Origin of the sequence: Enterococcus sp. DIV0294 (assembly GCF_050558155.1) — a bacterium.
Classification (GTDB): Bacteria; Bacillota; Bacilli; order Lactobacillales; family Enterococcaceae; genus Enterococcus; species Enterococcus faecalis.
This window is the reverse complement of sequence record NZ_CP187889.1, coordinates 980,277-1,003,036: the sequence shown is the minus strand read 5'-3', so window position 1 is coordinate 1,003,036 and position 22,760 is coordinate 980,277. Positions and strand designations below refer to the sequence as shown.

Annotated in this window: 18 protein-coding genes, 1 other RNA gene and 1 other annotated feature; of the genes, 6 read left to right on the top strand and 13 right to left on the bottom strand. The window is 37.0% G+C overall.

Annotation, left to right across the window (positions count from 1 at the left end; all coding sequences use genetic code 11):
* Positions 1-2: 2 nt before the first annotated feature.
* From pheS to IGJ20_RS04975, 8 genes are all read right to left on the bottom strand, one after another.
* Positions 3-1,049, bottom strand: coding sequence for a phenylalanine--tRNA ligase subunit alpha (gene pheS, locus IGJ20_RS05010; protein ID WP_002358034.1), 1,047 nt, complete (start codon positions 1,047-1,049; stop codon positions 3-5).
* A gap of 56 nt (positions 1,050-1,105) precedes the next feature.
* Positions 1,106-1,324, bottom strand: a binding site (T-box leader).
* 43 nt (positions 1,325-1,367) lie between these two features.
* On the bottom strand, positions 1,368-1,712 hold the full coding sequence (locus IGJ20_RS05005; RefSeq protein ID WP_002358035.1) for a winged helix-turn-helix transcriptional regulator: 345 nt from the start codon (positions 1,710-1,712) through the stop codon (positions 1,368-1,370).
* A gap of 69 nt (positions 1,713-1,781) precedes the next feature.
* Positions 1,782-5,576, bottom strand: coding sequence for a helicase-exonuclease AddAB subunit AddA (gene addA / locus IGJ20_RS05000; RefSeq protein WP_202522438.1), 3,795 nt, complete (start codon positions 5,574-5,576; stop codon positions 1,782-1,784).
* Complete coding sequence (locus IGJ20_RS04995) at positions 5,569-9,159, bottom strand: PD-(D/E)XK nuclease family protein (protein ID WP_202522437.1); 3,591 nt, start codon at positions 9,157-9,159, stop codon at positions 5,569-5,571. The genes addA and IGJ20_RS04995 overlap by 8 nt, the downstream gene beginning before the upstream one ends.
* Before the next feature lie 110 nt (positions 9,160-9,269).
* On the bottom strand, positions 9,270-9,818 hold the full coding sequence (gene lepB / locus IGJ20_RS04990) for a signal peptidase I (protein WP_002358039.1): 549 nt from the start codon (positions 9,816-9,818) through the stop codon (positions 9,270-9,272).
* A 221-nt stretch (positions 9,819-10,039) separates the two neighbouring features.
* Entirely contained in the window at positions 10,040-10,759 is a 720-nt protein-coding gene (locus tag IGJ20_RS04985) for a LutC/YkgG family protein (RefSeq protein WP_010716939.1), read from the bottom strand.
* Positions 10,752-12,224, bottom strand: a complete 1,473-nt coding sequence (locus IGJ20_RS04980; RefSeq protein WP_002358041.1) for a LutB/LldF family L-lactate oxidation iron-sulfur protein — start codon at positions 12,222-12,224, stop codon at positions 10,752-10,754. The genes IGJ20_RS04985 and IGJ20_RS04980 overlap by 8 nt, the downstream gene beginning before the upstream one ends.
* A gap of 12 nt (positions 12,225-12,236) precedes the next feature.
* Positions 12,237-12,998, bottom strand: coding sequence for a (Fe-S)-binding protein (locus IGJ20_RS04975; RefSeq protein WP_002365495.1), 762 nt, complete (start codon positions 12,996-12,998; stop codon positions 12,237-12,239).
* A gap of 369 nt (positions 12,999-13,367) precedes the next feature.
* On the opposite strand from IGJ20_RS04975, the gene IGJ20_RS04970 reads away from it, so the two are divergent.
* The 4 genes from IGJ20_RS04970 (at position 13,368) to IGJ20_RS04955 (ending at position 16,056) form a co-directional block, all read left to right on the top strand.
* Positions 13,368-13,655, top strand: coding sequence for a hypothetical protein (locus tag IGJ20_RS04970; RefSeq protein WP_002386008.1), 288 nt, complete (start codon positions 13,368-13,370; stop codon positions 13,653-13,655).
* 180 nt (positions 13,656-13,835) lie between these two features.
* Positions 13,836-14,021: a hypothetical protein gene (locus IGJ20_RS04965; RefSeq protein ID WP_002358046.1), complete on the top strand. Its 186-nt coding sequence runs from the start codon at positions 13,836-13,838 to the stop codon at positions 14,019-14,021.
* Positions 14,022-14,191: 170 nt separating this feature from the next.
* Positions 14,192-15,544, top strand: a complete 1,353-nt coding sequence (locus tag IGJ20_RS04960) for an amino acid permease (RefSeq protein ID WP_002382100.1) — start codon at positions 14,192-14,194, stop codon at positions 15,542-15,544.
* Between the two features lie 110 nt (positions 15,545-15,654).
* The gene (locus IGJ20_RS04955) at positions 15,655-16,056 is read left to right on the top strand and encodes a YxeA family protein (protein WP_202522436.1); all 402 of its coding nucleotides are present in this window, start codon (positions 15,655-15,657) and stop codon (positions 16,054-16,056) included.
* Here IGJ20_RS04955 and IGJ20_RS04950 read toward each other — a convergent pair.
* From IGJ20_RS04950 to IGJ20_RS04940, 3 genes are all read right to left on the bottom strand, one after another.
* Positions 16,053-16,787 carry a class I SAM-dependent methyltransferase gene (locus tag IGJ20_RS04950; protein ID WP_010822689.1) on the bottom strand — a complete coding sequence of 245 codons (735 nt, stop codon included), beginning with the start codon at positions 16,785-16,787 and terminating at the stop codon, positions 16,053-16,055. The genes IGJ20_RS04955 and IGJ20_RS04950 overlap by 4 nt on opposite strands.
* A 69-nt stretch (positions 16,788-16,856) precedes the next feature.
* Positions 16,857-18,452, bottom strand: a complete 1,596-nt coding sequence (locus IGJ20_RS04945; RefSeq protein WP_202522435.1) for an ATP-binding cassette domain-containing protein — start codon at positions 18,450-18,452, stop codon at positions 16,857-16,859.
* 124 nt (positions 18,453-18,576) lie between these two features.
* Positions 18,577-20,460, bottom strand: coding sequence for a collagen binding domain-containing protein (locus IGJ20_RS04940; RefSeq protein WP_202522434.1), 1,884 nt, complete (start codon positions 20,458-20,460; stop codon positions 18,577-18,579).
* Positions 20,461-20,794: 334 nt separating this feature from the next.
* Between IGJ20_RS04940 and IGJ20_RS04935 the strand changes: the two genes are divergently transcribed.
* Entirely contained in the window at positions 20,795-21,100 is a 306-nt protein-coding gene (locus tag IGJ20_RS04935) for a DUF898 family protein (RefSeq protein ID WP_002360604.1), read from the top strand.
* A 138-nt stretch (positions 21,101-21,238) separates the two neighbouring features.
* Positions 21,239-21,605, top strand: a transfer-messenger RNA (tmRNA) gene (gene ssrA, locus IGJ20_RS04930).
* A 133-nt stretch (positions 21,606-21,738) separates the two neighbouring features.
* On the opposite strand, the gene IGJ20_RS04925 is transcribed toward ssrA, so the two are convergent.
* Together IGJ20_RS04925 and entV are read right to left on the bottom strand one after the other, a co-directional pair.
* On the bottom strand, positions 21,739-21,924 hold the full coding sequence (locus tag IGJ20_RS04925; protein ID WP_202522624.1) for a hypothetical protein: 186 nt from the start codon (positions 21,922-21,924) through the stop codon (positions 21,739-21,741).
* The gene (gene entV / locus IGJ20_RS04920; protein ID WP_002358120.1) at positions 21,909-22,421 is read right to left on the bottom strand and encodes an enterococcin EntV; all 513 of its coding nucleotides are present in this window, start codon (positions 22,419-22,421) and stop codon (positions 21,909-21,911) included. The genes IGJ20_RS04925 and entV overlap by 16 nt, the downstream gene beginning before the upstream one ends.
* Between the last annotated feature and the right edge of the window lie 339 nt (positions 22,422-22,760).

Genomic DNA, 22,760 nt, shown 5'->3' with positions numbered 1-22,760 from the left:
AACTACTCCTTTACCTTGAATTGATTTAAGAAACGTAAATCATTTTGATAAAAATTACGGATATCATTTACACCATAACGTAACATAGCAACGCGATCTGGTCCTAAGCCAAAGGCAAAGCCTGAGTACTCTGTTGGATCAATCCCTGACATTTGTAACACATCTGGATGAACCATCCCCGCACCTAAAATTTCAATCCAACCTGTATGTTTGCAGACGTTACAACCTGCACCGCCACATTTAAAACAGCTAACATCTACTTCGACTGAAGGTTCTGTAAAAGGGAAATAGCTAGGACGTAAACGAATTTTACGATCTTCACCAAACATTTTTTTCATCATGACTTCTAACGTCCCTTTTAAATCACCCATTGTGACATTTTTATCGACAACAAGGCCTTCAATCTGATGGAATTGGTGACTATGTGTCGCATCATCTGTATCACGACGGAATACTTTCCCAGGAGAAATCATTCGTAATGCACCTTTTGAAAAATCGTGTTTTTCCATTGTTCGAGCTTGAACTGGTGAAGTATGCGTACGAATTAACATCTCATCTGAAATATAAAACGTATCTTGCATGTCGCGTGCCGGATGATCTTTTGGTAGATTCATGCGTTCGAAATTATAATGATCGGATTCTACTTCGTATCCTTCCACTACTTGATAACCCATGCCTAAGAAAATATCTTCAATCTCTTCCATAACTTGTGTCAAAATATGACGTGTGCCTTGAGGCATTTGTTTTCCAGGTAAAGTTACATCTAAACTTTCTTCTTTTAGTGCCGCATTTAACGCTTCGTTTTCTAAAACAACTTTGCGCGCTTCAATTGCTTCTGTTAATAAATCACGAATTTCATTTGCAAAGCCCCCCACCACTGGTCGTTCTTCTGGCGAAAGGTTTTTCATGCCTCTTAATACTTCGGTGATTGGCCCTTTTTTTCCTAATGTTTCTACGCGAATTTGGTTTAATTCTTTTAAAGTAGCAACTTGTGCGATTTCTTTGAGCGTATTGTCTCTAAGAGCTTCTAATTGCGCTTGTAATGTCATTATGCGTTCCCCTCTATCTTTTATTTAAACTAAAAAAAACGATAACCCATTCCTTTCAAAGGAACGAGCTATCGTGTTACCATCCTAATTCATAACAAATTGTTGTCATGCACTCATTTCATTTAACGGCAATTACCGGTTTGCTTTCTTCTTGAAAACAAACAAACTCAGGAAGTGAATTTCGCTTGGTGACTGTGTAAATCAGCTTCCAGTCTCTGGCTGACTCTCCCTAAAACACGTCAATTCAAACTACTTGTTTCCATCACTGTTTTTTTAGTTATTGAATTACGTTTAGTTTACAAGAAGTTTTGCTTGCGGTCAACTGCATTCTTCGTCTTTTACCCATTTTTCTGCCCAATGTTGAATTTGTTCCATTGCTAATTGCAAGTCTTCGCCTTTTTCGGTCAGGAAATATTCTAAGCGATTTCCTTCACCGCAACGAACAGCTTTGGTGATAATTCCTTCAGCTTCTAGTTCCTTCAATCGCTCTACTAAGACACGATCACTTAACATTGGAATTTTTTCTTTTAATTCGCCAAAACGTTGAGGACCTCGTTCTAATAAAACATCAATAATTAAACCATTCCATTTTTTACCAAGTATTGAAAATGATTTTTCAAATTTGGGACAAAGTACAAACGATTCTGTTTTTACTTTTTCCATCTTCCTCACCTCTTCAATGAGTATAGCACATTCCTTACAAAATGTAAGTGTTTCTGCTTCTAATTTTTTCTACTTTATAAAATCTACAACATTTCCTGTCTGCATGTCAATAATTACTCCTCCATTTAATAAAATTAAATAGACGTGCGACACCTCTTTATGCGTTGCCTCTTGTAGCGCTCTACGATAAAGATTCATCTGTCCGCGATACCGTTCGACAATTTCAGAAATCGCTTGGGGAGAGGTGCTTTTTACATGATCGGTTTTATAGTCATACAAAATGCATTGATTGTCTAATTCGATATAGCCATCAATAATCCCATGAATTAATAAATCATCTTGTGTCGTTTCTGGATAATTTTGAATGAGCTCTTCTGCTTCAATCAGCATAGAAAAAGGTTGTTCCCTTCTAACGGTTTGATGGTGTTGAATCAATTGTTTTCCTAAGGCGGTGTCAAAGAAGGCCGCGATTTGTTCCAGATTCATTTTTTCAGCAATTGCTGGTAAAATCAATTTATTTTCCACTAAGCGTTCTTGAACAGCTCGCACTTCCTCGTAAGAAGGTTGCTTACTTAAATCAATTAGTTGTAATAAATAATGGGTTGCTGTCCCAATCTCAGCTGCTGAGGGCGCTTGAACCGTATCTAAAAATTTAGGCTTACTTAAATCTCCTTCAATCATTCGATTGACAATCAACGGTTGCGCTTGAATAGTATTGTCTTCCCGAACCTCAATTTTACCAATTTCTTTGTTATCGGGGTCATCAAATACTCGCTTGATTTCAGAAACAGACTGATAACTGGTGGTCCGAGTAGCCACTTCAAACGGATAATTGAAACTTAACCGTGCAAGACCACGATTGATTTTGTCAGCAGATAATTGCGCTTTTTCGGCTAAATCCTCTGCTTGTCTTTCTGGCAATTGTAATTGCTGAATGGCTGCTCGTAGTTGTTCTTCGTTGAACCACTGAATATGAAAGTTAGCTGGGTGCTTTTTGACTTGCGGAACGTTACTTACCACTACTTCTTGCTGATATTCATCGGCTTTTTGATGGCGTACCAATGTCATCCCAACCCAATTCATTAAACTACTTTTACTTTGCAAGCGATTTTCAGCTGGTAGAACCAGTGTTTCTACATCGCCAACTTTCAGCCACTCTTTCCACATCGCCGCTTGGTCTTTATAGGAGCCCACCAGAAAAAGTTTCTGTTCTGCACGTGTCAACGCCACATATAACTTCCGCATTTCTTCGGATAGTAATTTTCTCAATCGTACTTGTTTAATCGCCAAAAATGGTAAAGTGTCGTACATAACTCGTTCTTCAGGTTGTAAATAACGAATGCCTACGCCTAAATTTTCTTCAAAGATATAGCGTTCATTCAAATCACTGACATTAAATTCTTTGGTCATATCTAAAACGAATACCACCGGAAATTCTAACCCTTTACTAGCGTGAATCGTCATGACGCGTACGGCATTCTCTTCACTTAAAACGACTGGTTCCGCTAAATCTTTGTCTTTTTCTTGCATTTTTTCGATGAAGCGAACAAATTGAAATAATCCGCGGAAGGTTGTTTTTTCATACGCCGCGGCCCGATCAACCAACGCATATAAATTGGCTTGGCGTTGTTTGCCAACAGGCAACCCGCCAACATAATCAAGGTAGGCCGTTTCCCGATAAATCGTCCACAGCAAGTTGCTAATCTGGTTGCGTCGAGCCTGTTCCCGCCATTTTTCTAATGATTCAGCAAAACGTATAGTTTTTTCCTGAACAACTGCTTCCTCCATGGTTGGTTCCATCTTTTGATTAAACGTTAAAAATGCTTCGTAGTAACTGGCTTCCTTATTAGCCAAACGAATAAGCACTAATTCGTTTTCTTTTAATTCAACAATTGGTGAACGTAACACAGCTGCCAAAGGAATGTCTTGATAGGGATTATCAATCAATTGAAGCAAGGCAATCATTGTACGAATTTCCGTTGCTTGGAAATAATTTTGAGCATCATTGACTTGAACTGGAATTTCTAATGATTTAAAAACATCTAAAATAGTTAAATTATTTTTCTTTGTAGGCGTTAATAAGACAATATCTTGATAAGTAATCGGTCGATCCGTTTTCAGCTTTTTATCATAAATTAAGAAATTTTGGTCAATTAATTCACGAATTTTCAAAGCAGTAACGTAAAGTTCCCCTTCTGTCTTATCTTCAATCAACAACTCAGGGGATTGTAATTCTGGAAATTCAACTGATTCTGTTGCTTTTTTTTCATAAATTAGCAATTCAGTTGAATAATCAGCCGCCTCCGAAAATTGATCAAAACCATGAACCAAAGCGGCTGACTCATCGTAAGCAATTTGACCCACTCGCTCATCCATTAATTGACTAAATACTAAATTCGTAAAGTCTAAAACGTCTTTGCGGGAACGAAAATTTTCAGCTAGAATAATTCGTTTGCCCTCTTTGCCTTGCCCATACTGATTGTATTTTTCAATAAACAATGTAGGATCTGCCAAGCGGAAAGAATAAATAGACTGTTTCACATCTCCTACCATAAAAAGGTTTCCTTCTGTGCTAAGCGGACGGCGCAACCAATACAAAATAGATTCTTGTAATTGATTGATATCTTGGTATTCATCGACTAACACTTCATCAAATTTTTCGCGATAGTAAACCGAGGCTTCTGATGCATGCCAGCCATCTGCCTGATTTTTCGCTAAAATAGCTAACGTATAATGTTCTAAATCGTTAAAATCCACTAAATTTTTAAGCCGTTTTTCTGCGCCATAGGCCTCCATAAATTGTTTCCCCACGTGAGCCATTTCTTGAACAATGGGCGTGGCCTCTTTCAAGACTTGTTTCATGGCATCTGGAGAAAGTGTAAACAGTTGCTTTTTCAAATCATTTAACGCTTTTTTATTTTGTTCTCGTAACTGTTTGGCTTGTTCCGCGGTTGGTTTCAACTCTTCGGCACGAACCGTTGGGTAGCGGTCAAAGCTCAACAATTCAGTCAAATTATAGGCGCTCTCTAAATCATTTCTCTCTAAAAATTGTAAAAATTGTTTTGTTTGTTCCTTTTCATTTTGAGCTAAATACCAAATCTTTTGAAGTTTCTCTTCGCCCTCTGTTAAGGTCACCATTTCTTCGTAACGCTGAAGAGTTCGTTGTAACGTCTCAACAGCTAGCGGTTTTAAATACGTCTGAAATAACGTTGATTCGCCTAGCTGATCACCTACTTCGTAGGCTTGTGTTAAGCCATTAATCCACGCCTCTGGATCAGGATTGGCTTTGGCAAATTCATAAAAAGAAAAAATTAAGTTAGTGAGTCCGTCATCACTACGGTCATTGGAAAAATTCGCTGTTAATTGGTAAAATTCTTCTTGATTTTCCGCATAAAATTGTTCACGTAATGCATCCCAAACATCTTCTTTTAATAACAATGTTTCTGTTTCATCTGTTAACATCCGAAAAACTGGATCTATGTCAATTAAATAATAAAAACGACGAATAACAGTTAAACAAAAGGCATGTAACGTGCTGATATTGGCTGTTGGCAAAAGAGCAATTTGACGAGAAAAATGCCGTCTTCTTTCTGGATCTTGTTCTTCATTCATTGCCTTTTGTAAAGCCACTTGGATACGTTCTTTCATCTCACGGGCGGCGGCTTCAGTGTACGTCACAATCAAGAGACGATCGATATCGACGCCGCTTTTGACTTTTTCAATGACACGGCGGACTAAAACAGTGGTTTTTCCTGAGCCAGCCGAAGCAGAAACTAAGATATTTTCATCGCCATCAAACACCGCTTGCCATTGACTGTCGGTGAATTGCTCATTGGCTGGACGTAGTGGAATTGTTTTACTCATCTTCGGTTGCTCCTTCCTCATCTTTGTTTAACAAGCGCGCCATGATTTCCTCTTTGGATAAATTCTCAATACGATGATAATTATTTTCTTTTAACATCACATCAAAATCACAGACACTTCGAAACGGACAATAGCGACAAGCAATCCGTTCCTTGCCTTGATAAGCGGGATTAAGTTGAACTTCGCCGCCAATAATTTGATTCCCCGCTTCAATAAATTTATTTCGGTTATGGGAAAGCAACGCGCCTAGTTCTGGTTCTGTCACAAATTTATCTTCTTGGCGACGACCAGGTTTAATTTGTTCTTTGGCTGATTCTTCAATCGGAAACAGCAACGAACTTTGTTTAGCTTGCAGACTCGTATCTAAATGATCCAATAAATCTGGGTCTTTCATCAAAAGACCATCAAACTGATATTTTTTAAGCATTTGTTGTTCAATGTCGTCTTTGCCTTCATAAGATAATGTAGGATTGTGTACATGCAGATAAAGTGAGCCAGCAGGTTTAGCTTCTTGACCAACTAATTGTACAGCATCCATTAAAGCCACATCCAAGTACGTCAGCATTTGCATGGCTAAGCCGTAATACGCTTCTGTCATATTAAATTTACGGTGACTCGATTTATAATCAATCACACCTAAATAGGTTGATTCGGGTGTAACCAATTGATCAATCCGGTCGATTTTTCCCCGAACATGAATCTTCCCTTGATTTTTTAATGGTAATTCCAAACCAGAAATTCCTTTTTTAGCGGCAATTTGGCCAAATAACACTTCCGTTTGAACAGTCGTCATGCCACTTCGTTGGCTTTGGCGTTTCAGCGCCCAACTGACTTTTTTAATTGTTTGACTCAATTGATAGCGAATATAGTTCATGCGACTAGAGGTCGTTAATACAGAAAAACGCGCATCCCCTAAGATGCTATTTAGTACTTCCTCCGCCAATAAATTGACTTCCTGATCGGTTAATTCAGATAAGTTCCGTTGATTCATAATCAATAATTTAAAGAACTGATCCAATGCTTCATGGAAAAATTCCCCTGTAGCTGCTGGCGAAAGCCCAAAGACATCTCTTTCTTTCAAACGTAAGCCATAGCGAGAAAAGTATTGATATTGACACCGATAAAAACTCTCCATCCGAGAAACGGATGTATAAATATCTTTACCATATAAAGGTTCTGCTAAGACCTCATCAATCTTTTCAGGAATATTTTGATGCGTTAAACTTTCGAAAACTTGCTTGGCTAGCGGCGCAATTGATTGGTTCATTAGCGCTTTTTCCATATTTAACCAGAAAGGCAACAATCCTTCTTGTGTTTCTTTCCGTTGTCTTTTCAAACGCGTTAATTCACCAATTAACGTCCGATACGTACTAATATGGGCTAAACTAGTCGTTTCATCATCGAAAATGGTTGTTTCATTTTTTTCAAAAACGGGCAAGTTTAAATCTTTTTGGATATTTTTAAAATAAGGAGACGGTTTGACTTCTTGAGCGGTATCTTTAACACTTGGATAGGTTAAATATAACCGTTCTCGCGCTGAAGAAAAGACAAGATACGCAACATAAGGTTCTTGCGCAATTTTGCGTCCGGTTGTCCCACGTAAATATTGGTTTTCCGTTAAAGTATCATTGATTGTCTGACGTTCTTCATCAGACAATAGTGTTTTATTTTCAATCTTTTGTGGAAAAATTTCTTCCGTCATCCCAATAGCAAAAGTAACCTTGGCAGCCCCAGGTCGAGTTAAATCCATTGCGCGAACTTGTACTTGGTCAATCGCTGTCGGCACTTTACTATAGTGCAAACCTTCCAAGCCACTAACAAATATTTCTTGAAACGTTGTAAAATCAAACGAACTTTCTCCGTAAACAGTGACGTATTCATCTAGTAATGACATCAATGCATCCCAAGTCTGTTCATGGTTACGAGCTGTTTCTAGTTGACCTGCTTCGATAGCTTGTAAGCGCCACATTTTTAATTGTGTTGCCACACCACTTTGCAGTAAAAAGTGATAGAAGACGGTCGCTGCTTCCAAACCAGTTTTAGCACTTATCATTGCTTGAAAGTAACTAGGTAACAGCCGTTGAAGCGATTGACGAATCGCATTTGACTCTTCTTCCATCGTAGCGACATCTTCTTGCTCTTCCGCTTCAAAATCATACCGAATAAATTCCCAATCTTTTTCTTGTGACCAATAATAACCTTCATAGCCGTATGCCAGGACTACATTTTCGGTAATATCAACTTTTCTGCGCCAAGCGTTCCGTTGGTTTAACCAATCAGTCAAGCTTTCTTCAGAAGTAGCGAGTTGATTCATTGGCATAAATAATTCCGTTCTCAAAAAACGGAGCACATCGCGATAACGATAATTGTACGAATGAATAGCAAATAAAGATTCAATCCATTCGACTAAAGGATGCCGATCCATAGCCATATCTCGGTCGACATAAACAGGAATCTCGTGTTCCGCAAAAATCGGTTCTAATAAATTTTCATAACAATCTAAATCACGAGTCAACACCTGAATTTCTTTGTACCGATACCCTTCTTCCACTACTAAACGGCGAATTTCGGTTGCAACATGTGTTAATTCTTCTTTAACGTTCTCAGCACGCCACAGAAATAAGCCATCGCCACTCCAGTCAGTTGTGCTTAATGGAGGCAGGTGTTCTTGCGATTGAATCCAATAATCATTTAATCCTTGCAAGTCTGGGTTTGTAATTAATACCTCTTTCTTTTCCACATAATCTGAAAGAATCGGGATTTGCTTCTGTCTTGCTAGTTGATAAAGCTGATGATAGGTTTGTCCCGCTTCATAAAATAACGACCGCGGATCAGGTAAGTCATGCGGATATTGTTTGTCCAATACGAGGGCTACTTTCACAGAACCTGCTTGCGCCATTAGCACTTCAATCAACTTTAATTCTCTGGCAGTAAACTGCTGATAGCCTGAAATAACGAATTGGACATTCGACAAATCAACCGTTTGTAAATACTCGCTTAAATGTTGAATAATCTCCGCTGATTCATAGCCATACTGACTCATTTGTAATTGGAATCGTGTAAAAATTAACGTTAAATCTTGAAACTTAAGTTGTAAATCTTGTCCTTTAGGGTTCTCCGTTTGTTTTTCTAAAAATGGATAAAGCTCCGCAATCTCAATATTGCCTTCGCGCATTTCTTGATAAAGCTGAAATAGTTGCTGAATAAAGCCAGGCTTGTTAATTTCACCTCTAAAAATTTGTAACTCTTCTTCTGCTTCTACTAAAATTTTGCGGAAAATCATCGCAGCGCCTGCATCAGATAAAACATCTGCCGAGTAAAAAGGTGTATGTTGTAAATAGTACCAAGCCAAACGGTAAAAACTAAAAACCTGCAGACGGGTACTGGTTATTGAATCAGACGTAGTTGTCTGTAATTGACGTAACTTTTGCAAGACTTGAATTTCTTGCTCAAACTTAATATGGTTCGGGACTAAATAGAATACTTCATGCTGTGCGTCTTCCTCTAGCCATTGTTTTGTCGCCTGTATAAGTGGCGCTTCTAAATCTGCCACGGCGGTTCCTCTAATAAACTGCACACTCATGGTTTCACATCCTTTTCCTTTGCACTGCCTTTATTTTACCACAAAAGAAGGACGGAAACATGTGTTTGTTTTTACACATTTCCGTCCTTCTCTTTTACTCATTGTATCTTTTATTGTTTTGACACTTCTGGTATTGGACCAAACCGTGAGAATGGCCACATCACAAATTTCACTTCACCCAAAATATCTTTTTTATGAATAAAACCAATGACACGACCGTCTTTTGAATTCCGTCGATTATCACCTAAAACAAAGTAGCTATCTGCTGGTACTTTTTCTTTTAGTGAAAAATCGCCTGTCAAAGGTTGACCATCTGTTAAGGCTTTTTTAAATTCATCTAAATAGGGTTCGTCAACTTCTTTTCCATTGATGTACAACGTATCATCCTTGTACGCAATTGTATCTCCAGGTAAACCAATCACACGTTTAATATAATTTTTATCTGGTTCATCTGGCGCTGGAAAAGTAATAATATCGAAACGATTAATTTCTGTGTTTTTTAATGTAATTACCCGTTCACCATCTGCTAACGTTGGATCCATTGAATGACCTCTCACTACGACAGGCGTAAATACAAATTGTCTCAGTAAAAACAGACCCAAAGCTAAGCAGGCAAAAAAGACTACTGTTTTAATTAATTCTTTTGATTTCAAACTCATTCCTCCAAAAACCTTATTATCTTATGTCTCATATTCTACCACAAAGTAAATCAATCCTATAGTGCTTAACACTCAATTAATTTTTATGTACGCTTTTTTTACAAAATGGTCAGAAAAAAAACGTATTTCTTTCAAATTTGATTCTTACTTTTTTGATCCTGCTCATAAAAAAAAGCATAATCAATTCTAAAAAGGGCTGAATTGATTATGCTTCTAGCGTTTTAGCGATCCATCACAACCACGTAACAAACTTCTAAAGGACCATGCAACCCGACAACCAGTTGCATTTCAATATCTCCTGAATTAGAAGGCCCTGAAATAAAGTGAATCGCTGAGCCGATTTTTTCGCCTTTTTCTATTTTATCTGTATAAAAAGCTGCTGGCTGAGTCGAACGTGGAACGAGTTTACTAAACGGTATAATTGAAATATAATGCTTCGGTAAAAAATGTAAGGCTCTGCCTTGTCCCGCATTGGACTCCACCACAATCGTTCCTGATTCAGCTAGTAAAAACTCAGCAAAGGCAATCGCAATATTTGCCTGAGCAGCTGTTTGAATATTCGCTTCTCGTTGCTCACTTCCAGGTTGCCATTGCTTAACAGAAACAGCCTCTAATGACTTAGCTAAATCAGCTAATCCATAGGCTTCAAAACGTGCATCTGTTGGCAATAAAAGATTGCCCCCACCAAACTCAGCAACAATTTGCTGAATCGTCGTCAGTAAATTTTCTTGTGTGGTTTCCACTAAGTTCGTGTGAATCGTTTCCACACGTTCTTTCACAATCGTTAATAGCTCTGCTGGTGTTTTATCTGCCAACTGTTCTTCTGGTAAATGATTAACTGGCTCAAATGGATGGGCCGAAACAGGCTGTTTTTCTACGCCTAATTTTTCTCGTAGATTTTGTAAAAAAGGTTCTCGATTTTGAATCGCTTCGTTAGTCATTTTTTTCACCTTCTTGATGTTTTTTGAACCAACTTCTGAAGTTTTCTGAAGATTTTGGTGGTCTTGGCAAATCACGAACATCGGTCCAACCTTTTACTAACCCTGGTCCTTTATCAAGGTAGCCCCCATGATTATACATGTTTTCAACAGTAATTTCTTTTTGTTTACTTAAAATGCCCGCTGCAGCATGATCGACTTTCATGGCTGCTTTAAACATTGCTGGTGAACCAGTGGCTTTACCTACCATACGCATTTGGAAATCTTCAAATCCATGTTTCATTTTCAGATCATCGGTCATCACTTTACGATGTTCAATTAATAGTTCGTGCAATGGAATTTTTACAGGACACGTTTCCGTACATGCCCCACAAAGACTAGACGCATAAGGCAATTCCCCAAACTGTTTATATCCACCTAAAATTGGAGAAAGTACAGCACCAATTGGTCCTGGATAAATAGAGCCATAACCGTGCCCTCCAATATGGCGATAGACCGGACAAACGTTCAGACAAGACCCACAACGAATACACTGTAAGACTGGCTGAAAGGCTGTTCCTAAAGCTTTTGAACGCCCGTTATCCAAAATGACTACGTGAAATTCTTCTGGACCATCGGATTCATCCGCATTTTTTTGCCCGGCAAACGTCACATACGTTGTTAAATTTTGACCAACAGCACTTCTGGCTAAAAGGTTATCTAAAACCTCTGCTTCACGCATTGTTGGTACGATTCTTTCCATCCCCATTAACACGATTTGTGTCTTAGGAATACTGATGGTCAAATCAGCATTTCCTTCATTTGTATTTAAGTTAATTAAGCCACTATCCGCAATAGCGAAATTACAACCTGTAATGCCAATCTCCGCTTCCAAAAAGAATTTGCGCATCACTTCTCGTGCACAGCGTGCCAAATTTACTGGGTCATTATCCCCTTGATACCCTAATTTTTTCGCAAAAACCTGACGAATCTGTTCGCGATTTTTATGAATACTTGGGAAAACAATATGTGACGGCTCATCCCAGTCATCCATTTGTAAAATGAATTCCGCCAAGTCTGTTTCCATCACACTGACATCGTCTAATCCCAATAACATTGGATCAATATCGACTTCGGTCGTCACCATTGATTTAGATTTCACAATTTTTTTCGCCTTTTTTTCTAGAACCACTTGTTTCACATATTCATTGGCCTCTTCGGCGGTTTGAGCAAAAAAGACTTTGCCACCTCGTTTGGCGACGTTATCACTGAACTCTTCTAAATAGTCAGGCAGATATTGAATGGTATGTTGGCGAATTTGTTCTCCCAGTTCACGCCATTGTGGCCAATTGCCTAAAGCTTCCCGCGCACCTTCTCGTTTCTCCCATTGGGCATCTTGTGCTTTGGCGACAGCCTTTTGCATAAACACATCTTTTTTACTTTCTTCAATTCGTTCACTTAACGGCTTATTGCTCGTTGATAATCCCACAGTTCTTCCCCCTTACCCTACCGATATGATTTGCGGTTGGTCCATGCGTGCTTCATCCACTTCGTGATTAAGGACTTCTGCAATATGCATAATCTTAATCTTTTTCCCATCACGATTGAATTTACCCCCGATATTCATCAGGCAACCCATATCCGCACTAATTAAAATTTCTGCGCCTGTATCAATCACATCGTTCATTTTTTCCGTCACCATTTGTTCAGAAATAGCTGGCATTTTCACTGAAAACGTTCCGCCAAATCCGCAACAATTTTCAAGATGTCCTAAAGGAATCATTTCTAATCCTTTCACATGATCCAACAAAACAAAGGGTGATTCTCGTTCATTTAAAATTCTCGTCATATGACAAGAACGATGATAAGTTGCTTTCCCATGTAACGTTGCGCCAACATCTTTGACCCCTAAGACACGATAAAGAAACTGACTAAACTCGTAAGTTCGCTCAGCTAAACGTTGTGCTTTTGGCCCATAAATAGGATCATCTGCTAAAAATTTGTGGTATTCTTTCATCATGCCGACACAAGACCCCGCAGGTCCCACCACATAATCGGCACCGTCAAAACTATCAATTTGATTCTTAAGCGTTGTCGTGCTCTCTGTCACATAGCCACTATTATACGTTGGCTGACCACAACACGTTTGGCTTGTTGGTAAAACCGTTTCACAGCCATACCGTTCCAAAACCTCTACCATTGCTTGCCCTACATTTGGAAAAAGTAAATCCACCACGCATGTCGAAAATATACTCACTTTCACGCAAAATAACCTCCTCGTTTTCTACGAAAAGGCTCCATGAAATTAATTGGGCGGCTGTCATTAAAAGTCACTTGGCTGTCGTCTCTAACTACTTCACAGTGCCTTTTCAACAAATACGTTATTTGTAACAAAAATCGTTTTTTAAAATGATTCTTATACAATAATTATTTTACCAGTATCTGGTTTTAACAGCAAACGATTCCAGAAATTTTGTGCATTTTCACACAAAAAAGGAGGCTTTTTTATAAAAGTTTCTTTTAACCCCTTTGAAATTCGTTTTTTCTGAAGAAAAGAGTGACGAAATTTTGAAATTTTGGTAAACTAAGAAAAAACGAGAAACGAGGGCCATGCATGTTCATTTCATTTAACATGTTTATTCTATTAATTGTTGCAACGATCCTAATGATTTTTCTGATTATCTATTTGACAGTCACTGGAAATGATAAAAATAATAAAAAGAAACAAAAGAAAGAAACAAAAAGAACTACGCCAACTTTAAACAAAAAAACAACCGTTCCCCCTTCTCAGAAGCCAAACGTTGTGACTGATGTTGCAAAAAAGAGCGAGCCGGAAAAGCAAGCCGTACAACGAACACAACAACCAACCACTAGAGAGGACGAGACTTCTCAATTTACACGAAGCCAACGTCATAAATGAAAATGGGACATAAGTCGAGATGACTTATGTCCCATTTTCTAATTCTTAAGATAATCAGCTGAACAAAAAATCCGCTAGTTATTTCACTTTTTCTTTTAATTAATGATAGTTTATTCTTCTTTTCAGGTGTATACTAAATGATTGAAAAGAGACTTTAACTAATTAGGAAGAGGTGATTTTTTGTCTGCAAAGCGGTTTATTCAATTATTCATTTGTTATGCTATTTCAATGATTGTCGCAATACTTTTAACGGACTTATTTAATTTCTCGAGTCCTATAGCTTATTTAGTAGTGGCTAGTATCATAGGCTATGTAGTCATTACTGTTCCATTAACTATTATGACTCTATTAAAAAATAAAAATTAATAAAAAAATTGAGCGATTTTAATCACTTAAATTGCTCAATTTTTTTATTTTCATAATATTTTTCACTTATTTTTTCATTTTCATTGACAGAATAGTTGTAATTGTCAGAAAATTGTATATAATAAAGAAAGTTATTTTCATATTATTTTTTTCAATTAAAGGAGAATCCTATGAGTGAAACACAACAAACAACCTTAAAAAAACAATTAAGCTCGCGCCACATTACGATGTTAGCCTTAGGGGGAGCGATTGGCGCAGGTCTTTTTAAAGGAAGTGGCGAAGCAATTGGTATTGCTGGTCCTTCTGTTTTAATCGCCTTTCTAATTGGCGGTGCTGTTCTCTTCATCGTCATGAGTGGTTTAGGAAAACTCGTTTTAGATGGCGGAGACACACATCATGGTTTGTCTGGCTTAGTTCGACCATTTTTAGGTGCACATTCTGCTGACTTTATTGATTGGGTTTATTATTCCATGTGGACAATTAATATTATCGCAGAAGCGGTTGCCGCAGCTTCCTTTTTACAACTTTGGTTTCCTAATATTCCTGCTTGGTTTTTTGTTTTCATTTTAGCTATTTTAACGACGCTCATCAATCTTTACTCGGTTCGTTTATTTGCAGAAACAGAATATTGGTTGGCGTTTGCTAAAATTAGTGTCATCATTTTGTTAATTATTTTTGGTGTTTATCTGGTGGGACAACAAATGCTAGGCAGTGGTGTCTTCCCTACTTTACAAAGTATCACCGATCATGGTGGCTTCGCCCCACATGGCATGAAAGGTATTGTTAATTCTTTATTAGTAGTTATTTATTCTTATGGCGGTTCAGAATTAATCGCGATTACTGTCAGTGAAGCAGATGATCCTAAAAAAGCCATTCCTAAAGCGATTCGTGGTGTGATGGGACGGATTATTTCCTTCTATATCATTCCATTATTCTTACTTTTGATTATTTTCCCTTGGAATACATTAGCAGGCACAACGGTGAGTCCATTTGTTATGGTTTTTGAAAAAATGAATATTCCTTTTGCTGCTGACATCGTAAATTTTGTGATTATTTTAGCCTTGTTTTCTTCTATTAATTCTGGGGTATACGCCTCTTCTCGCCTTTTATATTTTCGCTTAAAAGATAAAAAAGGACCCATGAGTAAACTAGCGGTTTTAAACAAGCACCAAGTACCTCAACGTTCAGTTTTCTTCTGCGCAAGTGTTTTATATCTGGGCGTTATTCTTTCTTATTTTGTTGGCGATGAATTATTTGGTTACTTAGCCGGTTCTCTCTCTTACACTGTCTTGCTAATTTGGATTTTAATTAGCGCTGCGGCGTTTGTTCTGTCTTTAAAACGAGGGTCTCTCTTTGAAAAAAGTATTAATCTCCTTGCTTTAATCATTTTAGGCCTCATCTTTATTGGCATCTTATTTACAAATTCGTTAGGCGTTACTCTTTTAACAGGCCTATTGTACTTTGTTATTTTCTTTAGTTATCGTAAGAAAAATGATTCCTTTCTACTCTCTGATGAAAGCTAAATAGACTGAAAAAAACGAACAGTTTTGTAAGAGAACTGTTCGTTTTTTCGATGTTCCATCTCCTTCTTCTTTTGCTATGCTATTTTTGTAAATTGTTAGGAGGAGAAAAAATGAAAAAAATCGGCGCTATTTTATTTATTGGCTTATTGATTGTTGGTGGTTATACAGGCTATCGTTATTATGCAGATACATATAAGGGTGAAAAAGCCTATGCACAAGTTCCTCTAGAAATTCCTGAACGAAAACAAACAGTAGATGACAATCAAAAAAGCATAGATGGCCAATATTCTTTACACTATCGACTAACTTTTGTTAAAAGTAATGGAAAAACACAAGTCATGGATTACGAACGGACAGACAAAAATCCGCAACCTTTGGAACCAAATGCTTACATAGAAGCAACCATTAGTAAAAAAAGAATCATCCAATCTCCTGTTAAAATTGATAAAAAAGAGATTCCAGAAAAAGCTTTCACACAATTAAATAACCGAAAAACAACCAGCGATAATTAGTCATCGCTGGTTGTTTTTTTACATGGAATCGCAATTAATTCATAAATAATGGTACGCTGATTTTGCTTAATTTCATGAGAACCAAAAATTTCTTGTATGCGTTGTTCTAAAATTGGAAGTGACCATTGTTCTTCAAAATAGCTGCGGAAAAAGTCTTTTGAAATAGTTTCTGATGCTTCAAAGAAAAATTTTTTTGTGAAAAAAGGTCGCTGTTCTTTTTTTAGAAATGCTTTGTATTTTGCCATCCAATTTAACTGCGGGTTGCTCTCTTGCTCAAAAGGAGAAAACAACGAATCTTGCTCTTCCACTAGCCGAAATATAAGACACCATTCTTCACTTAATTGGCACAATGCATTAACTTTTTCCGGCGTATCCAAAGCAGGGTTCATCGCTGAAAAAACGACTTGAAATTTTTTCCCAGTCTCAATCAGTCTTTCTTGGCTTTGGTGAAGAAAAACAACGTTGCTTTGTGCTTTTGCTTCCGCAATCTCCAACATTCTCTGAGAAATATCGGCTAGCGTATACTCCGTGACTTGCTCTTGAAAAAAAGGTAAATATCGTCCCGTCCCACCTGCGATATCCAGAAATGTCTGACACGGAAAAAGACCTTCTTGGACCAAGAAATCACGTAATTCTCGGGCAATTGGAAATGGCGATTCTTGTTGAATTTCTTCATATTCTTCTGCAAATTCATCCCAAAATTCCGCTAATTCTTGCTCATTATTATTCATCAACAGTTGCCCCTTTCTCTCAATTCTTATAAAAAGTGTAGCAAAAGAAGCGCCAAAGAGCTAACAAGTTCACTCATTTAAATCAATAATTTCATCTACAAATCGCAGGGTTTTAGGTCGATGAGTAACCAAAATAGTCAACTTATTGTGGGTAAATTTTTGTACTTCTTGTAACACTTTTTCTTCGGTCTTTTCGTCCAATGCGGAAGTCGCCTCATCTAAAATAAGGATCTCTGCTTGTGTAAATGCTAAGCGCGTGAAAGCAATCCGTTGTTTCTCGCCACCAGAAAAATTCATTCCTTTTTCACTCACAATAGTGTTTAAACCTTCCGGCAACCGTTCATAAAGTTCCCCCAACTGAAAACGATACATAGCTTCAATTACTTGTTCATCAGAAATTTCTTGATTCAATACAATATTTTCTTTCAACGTTCCTTGAAATATTGGCACATCTTGAGATAAATAAAAAACTTTTTCATAATAATCTTCCAAATTGAATTGTGTTAGAGGAAATTGATTCACATAAATTGTCCCCTCTGTCGGCTTCAATAATCCTAAAATCAATTTAATCAGGGTAGATTTGCCTGTCCCACTTTTTCCAATCAAGCCATAGGTTTTATTCATTGAAAATTGTCGATTTTGTTGGGACATAATCGTTTGACTATCTACGCTAAAACACACATCTTTTAATAAAATTGTTTGAATTTCAGGTAACGCTTTGCCGGAAACCGCTAAATCAGGATCATCTTCTTTTTTATAAAAACCTTCCAAGCGCTGATAGGCTACTTTATCCAAATTATATTGAACAAATAAAACATTAAATATGGCTATCGGCGTATAAATTCGATCGATATACATCACTATCGCTACAAGTCCACCTAAACTTAACGTCACGACGTTAGTAAAACTAAGTACGACAATACTTACTTTGATTAGTGCGACTAACAAGGCAAAAAAGCCAAAGAAAAATTCATGGATCATAGTCATTTTTGTTATATTTTGACTATTTTCCTCTGCCATTAACGCGTAATTTTCAATCTCTTTTTTATATTTTCGATTAATTCTAAAAGTTACTAGTTCTGTCATCCCTCGTATCAAAGTAGCATTCATTGCTTCTTCAGAAATAAGTGTTTTTTCTTTCATTTTTTGTAGCGTTTTCAAAAGCGTTTTGGTTAAAATAAATACAATCACATAACCAATTAGAATTGCTGGCAGTAATTTTTTATCAATCAATGCTATGAAAAACAAATTAAATAACGTCTCTGGAATTAGCTCTCGAAATAAGCGCCCATAAAAATTCAAGTGGATATTTCTCCCAGCTGCTGCACCAACTTCTACTTTTTCTAGTAAAGCTCCCGCTCCCAGTTTTAGATATTCTTCATAGGAAATCTTGCTCATTTTTATTAAACTTAATTTCTTCAAATAGAAATAGATGCCATTAGTTAAGTAAGCTTTCGGTTTCTGTTCACAGTAAGACAATAGCGGAATTAAAATAATTGTCGTTCCATACGCTACTAACAACCCTAGTTGGAAACTTTTTTGATAATGATCTAACAACTGTTGAAAAAAATAAATTGCTAAAGCACTACATAATGAAACAATCACACCAATCAAAATGTACCAAGTGAAGCGTTTCCGAAAGTGCGACCATATTTTTTTAGTCATTTACTCCCTCCTTTTCGAGCATTATATACCTTACTGTAGCATAGTTTTTGATTGGCGCCTATCAGCAATTTATCTCCAGATAATAGAAAAGCCCCCCAGCGAAAGCTGGATGGCTTTTCTATTGTTAATTCTTTCTGATTTGTAGATAACTTACACCTAAAACGGCAAATGTACTTGCCAGTATTCCTGCTATTAGCATAAACGGTGTTTTTGTTGTGCCTGTTTTGGGAAGTTCTCGTTGCCCGTTTGCTTCATTTAATTTTTGAATTGGTTCACTAAGCAGTTGGGGAGCCAACTGTGGGCTTCCTTCATTTTTCAATGTATTTAATGGAGCGTTTAGTATTTGTGGTTGATTTTTTGATGTAACATTTTTATTTTTCTCCACAGTTGTTTCTGTGGATGGCTGTTTTTTCTCAGTTGTAGTAATTTCTTTTGTTGGTGAGACATGAACTTCTGGTTGACTGCTTTCTGCCGTTTCTGTTGTGCCATTCTCTTCAGTTGTCACACTTGGTTTTTCAGGTAGGATTGGTTCAATTGTACCTAACGTTTCACTTTCATCTGGATTTTCTTCTTCTGTTGGCGAGACATGAACTTCTGGTTGACTGCTTTCTGCGGTTTCTGTTGTGCCGTTCTCTTCAGTTGTCACACTTGGTTTTTCAGGTATGATTGGCTCAATCGTGCCTAGTGTTTCACTTTCATCTGGATTTTCTTCTTCTGTTGGTGAGACATGAACTTCTGGTTGGCTGCTTTCTGCAGTTTCTGTCGTGCCATTCTCTTCAGTTGTCACACTTGGTTTTTCAGGTATGATTGGCTCAATCGTGCCTAGTGTTTCACCTTCATCTGGATTTTCTTCTTCTGTTGGTGAGACATGAACTTCTGGTTGGCTGCTTTCTGCGGTTTCTGTTGTGTCTGTCTTTTCACTTGTTTCTGTTGCCTGTTCCGAAGTAGGTGTCTTTGGTTCCCATTCATCTATTGTCTCTAAAGGAATGTCTAGACTTTCTTCTGTTGGCATTTCCACATTTTGATTGCCGCTTGCCTCGCCTTCTACAAAAACATTTTTAACCTGTGATGTATTTTTTTCATTCGTTGCGTCTTGATTGTTTAGTTGATAATTGATGTCATAACTATTTTCAAATGCTGCTTGATGTTGGCCTGCTTCTGTGATTGTCGAAGTGTAACGGACGATAAAGGAAGTAAAGCGTGCTTTATCCCGATAAAAACGTAAATTAAAGTCATTATCTGTTACGAAGTCAATTTTGCCATAACCTTGTTGCTCAAACTCGGCAAGTGAAATATATTTAGTTTCTTTGTCATTCACAATATCAAATGTAAAACTCTCTTTATTTAATTGTTGACCACTTCCTTGTCGATCCGCAATTGAAATATCTTCTGTGACATCGGATTTATTGAGGTTCACATTTAAAAACCAACGTACTTGATTTGACTCTCCAGCCAAATCGCCTACTTTATAAAAAAACGGATAGTCTCGCTCAATTTGGCCAGTCTCTGTGTTAGTCACTCCTTCAATCGTCAAACGTTGAGTCGCCGTTGCTGTTCCGAAATCCGTTTCTATTACATTCGGTTGCGAACTATTGGTGATAAGCGTTTTAATCCCGAAAGAAAAATGCCCATTCACATTATGTAAAGATTCAACTTTTTCGTTAAATGTTGCTACAACATGATCTTTATAGATAAAAACTTCCCCTAAACCATTTAAATTGATTTTTCGTGGTGAGCCATCGTTCTCGGTCATTCCAACTAATGCATTTGGTAAAGTTAAAGTAATAGTATCTCCAGGTTTTATTTTCTGATTCTCTTTGTCACTAAAAGATACTTTAATTGAGGTCATCTCCCCTTGATATAAAGTAGTGTGATCTAATTCTACTTTGTCAACGATTGGACTTTTGCTCAATTCGGCGCCAAACGAAATTGGACCAATCAATAACGCCCCCGCAATTGGTAGAATCATTACCAACAGTAACACTAAAAATTTTACACTTTTTGTCATAAAAAATTATTCACCCTTCTTTTCTCTTATTTTTTCCACTTAGTGGTCTTTTTCAGAAGTTGACAATAGCAAAAAGATATGTCTCGTACAATATTAATGCTCATTTAAGTAGCCTTTTTTTTAAATTTCTAATTCACTTCCTAAGGAAAACGTTTTATTATGGTAGTTACATTAGATAACATTTGTTACAAAATATCTCATGCTGCCAAGTTTGAGTTGCATAAATAACATATTTCACATCAATAATGAATAAAAATACTTATTTCATCCTCATTTTGTTTCCCAGGCCATTTATTCTTGTTATAATAAAGTTTATGAGATAAGGAGGAAAAGAATGAAAAATTCATATTTTGACGGTGGTTTAGCAACGTATATCGGGACTTCAATTTTAGCAACCTTGATTACTGTCTTTACATTAGGCATTTGCGCACCTTGGGGAATTTGTATGATGTACAACTGGAAAATCAAGCATACCGTTATTGATGGTAAACGCCTTTATTTTGACGGTACAGCTATGCAATTATTCGGTCATTGGATTAAATGGCTTTTATTAACTATAATTACTTTAGGAATTTATGGTTTTTGGTTGAATATCCGTTTGCAACAATGGATTACAAAACATACCCACACACTTTCATAAAAAGAGGAAGGATGAACTGAGTTATGGTCCATCCTTCCTCTTTTTATGAATATCTAACAGAGTGTTATCCTACTCTTTGAAAAAACAAGGAATTTATGCTATACTTTGATAAGTATCAAGGGATACTCATGTTATTTCGGGGGCGTTACGGATTCGACAGGCATAGTTGAGCTTGAATTGCGTTTCGTAGGTTACGGCTACGTTAAAACGTTACAGTTAAATATAACTGCTAAAAACGAAAACAATTCTTTCGCTTTAGCTGCCTAAAAACCAGCTAGCGAAGATCCTCCCGGCATCGCCCATGTGCTCGGGTCAGGGTCCTAATCGAAGTGGGATACGCTAAATTTTTCCGTCTGTAAAATTTAGAGGAGCTTACCAGACTAGCAATACAGAATGCCTGTCACTCGGCACGCTGTAAAGCGAACCTTTAAATGAGTGTCTATGAACGTAGAGATTTAAGTGGCAATATGTTTGGACGCGGGTTCGACTCCCGCCGTCTCCATTTTTAGAAAAGTAGAGAAAAACAAAAAAGAGCTAAAACCTTATAAAATAAAGGTTTTAGCTCTTTTTTCTATAAGCAAGAGAAGGCTCGTTACCTCCTCTTACACTTCCTATCACATTATCTTTCTAAAACCACTTCATTTTCTTTTTCTATTGGTGATTTTGGGTATTGCATAGAACATGGCTAAAAATATTATTGTTATCAAAATAGTTTTTAAGATTTCAATTTCTCCTGAATCTATCCAAGTATACACAAAAGCGATGATAAAAGTAATTACTATTTCCGTAACATGATCTTTTAAATTCATTAGCTTAGCCCACATTGAACTGCCCATAAAGCTAGTTGTCCAGCTACAATAATAGCATTCGTCTTTAACCCATTGGCTTTAGCGAAGCGTAATACAGTCACTGCTAATTCTTTCCAGGCTTTCTTTTGTGCAGCTTTTACAATTGCGCTGATACTAATCATTGCAAAAAACTCATCTTTGATTTTGTTAGCAACGCAACTTCCTAATGCATTCCAATTAAAACGTGCTTGAACTACTGTTGAAGCATCAGAAATATTTACATTTAATTCTTCCTCAACTGAAGAAATCTCTTGCTGAGCAAAATTATTTTTGACATAGTTTTTAAAGTTATCTTCCGTCACTCCATTCGCATACATTTCTTCCAGTCCTTTTGCTACAGCCTCAACTTCTGAATCCTCTAGCTGGTCAGATGCATAAACACTTGTACCAGCGCTGATAAAAATACCTAATGTCATTAGTAATGCCATCGCCAAACAAAAAAATTTAGCCTTTTTTGTCACCTGTAATTCCATAAATAAATCCCTACTTTCTTTTTCCTTGTTATAATCATAACAAGGAAAAAGATAATTTATCATCAAAATCCCTATTTGATGCTTATATTTTCCTATATATCCTAGAGCTGATTTTTCTCACTAGTGATCACATCAATTTGAACTAATGATTCAAAAAAAGACACAGGTTATTTGAGGTACGTTCGAGGTAATGCTAGGTTCTATTTTGAAAACAACGCAGCTCTCTTGAAATATTTTTTGAGCTTGTCTAAACCTTCTGAAACGAATATAGAAAATAAAAAAAGAGTCCCCTTTCTCAAGGAAACTCTCAATTGCTAAGTCAAAATAACTTCACGTTAT

Bases quoted from the DNA above. Each gene is read 5' to 3' on its own strand.
- pheS (WP_002358034.1), bottom strand. From the start codon at position 1,049: ATGACATTACAAGCGCAATTAGAAGCTCTTAGAGACAATACGCTCAAA.
- IGJ20_RS05005 (WP_002358035.1), bottom strand. From the start codon at position 1,712: ATGGAAAAAGTAAAAACAGAATCGTTTGTACTTTGTCCCAAATTTGAA.
- addA (WP_202522438.1), bottom strand. From the start codon at position 5,576: ATGAGTAAAACAATTCCACTACGTCCAGCCAATGAGCAATTCACCGAC.
- IGJ20_RS04995 (WP_202522437.1), bottom strand. From the start codon at position 9,159: ATGAGTGTGCAGTTTATTAGAGGAACCGCCGTGGCAGATTTAGAAGCG.
- lepB (WP_002358039.1), bottom strand. From the start codon at position 9,818: ATGAGTTTGAAATCAAAAGAATTAATTAAAACAGTAGTCTTTTTTGCC.
- IGJ20_RS04985 (WP_010716939.1), bottom strand. From the start codon at position 10,759: ATGACTAACGAAGCGATTCAAAATCGAGAACCTTTTTTACAAAATCTA.
- IGJ20_RS04970 (WP_002386008.1), top strand. From the start codon at position 13,368: ATGTTTATTCTATTAATTGTTGCAACGATCCTAATGATTTTTCTGATT.
- IGJ20_RS04960 (WP_002382100.1), top strand. From the start codon at position 14,192: ATGAGTGAAACACAACAAACAACCTTAAAAAAACAATTAAGCTCGCGC.
- IGJ20_RS04955 (WP_202522436.1), top strand. From the start codon at position 15,655: ATGAAAAAAATCGGCGCTATTTTATTTATTGGCTTATTGATTGTTGGT.
- IGJ20_RS04950 (WP_010822689.1), bottom strand. From the start codon at position 16,787: ATGAATAATAATGAGCAAGAATTAGCGGAATTTTGGGATGAATTTGCA.
- IGJ20_RS04945 (WP_202522435.1), bottom strand. From the start codon at position 18,452: ATGACTAAAAAAATATGGTCGCACTTTCGGAAACGCTTCACTTGGTAC.
- IGJ20_RS04940 (WP_202522434.1), bottom strand. From the start codon at position 20,460: ATGACAAAAAGTGTAAAATTTTTAGTGTTACTGTTGGTAATGATTCTA.
- IGJ20_RS04935 (WP_002360604.1), top strand. From the start codon at position 20,795: ATGAAAAATTCATATTTTGACGGTGGTTTAGCAACGTATATCGGGACT.
- IGJ20_RS04925 (WP_202522624.1), bottom strand. From the start codon at position 21,924: ATGTGGGCTAAGCTAATGAATTTAAAAGATCATGTTACGGAAATAGTA.
- entV (WP_002358120.1), bottom strand. From the start codon at position 22,421: ATGGAATTACAGGTGACAAAAAAGGCTAAATTTTTTTGTTTGGCGATG.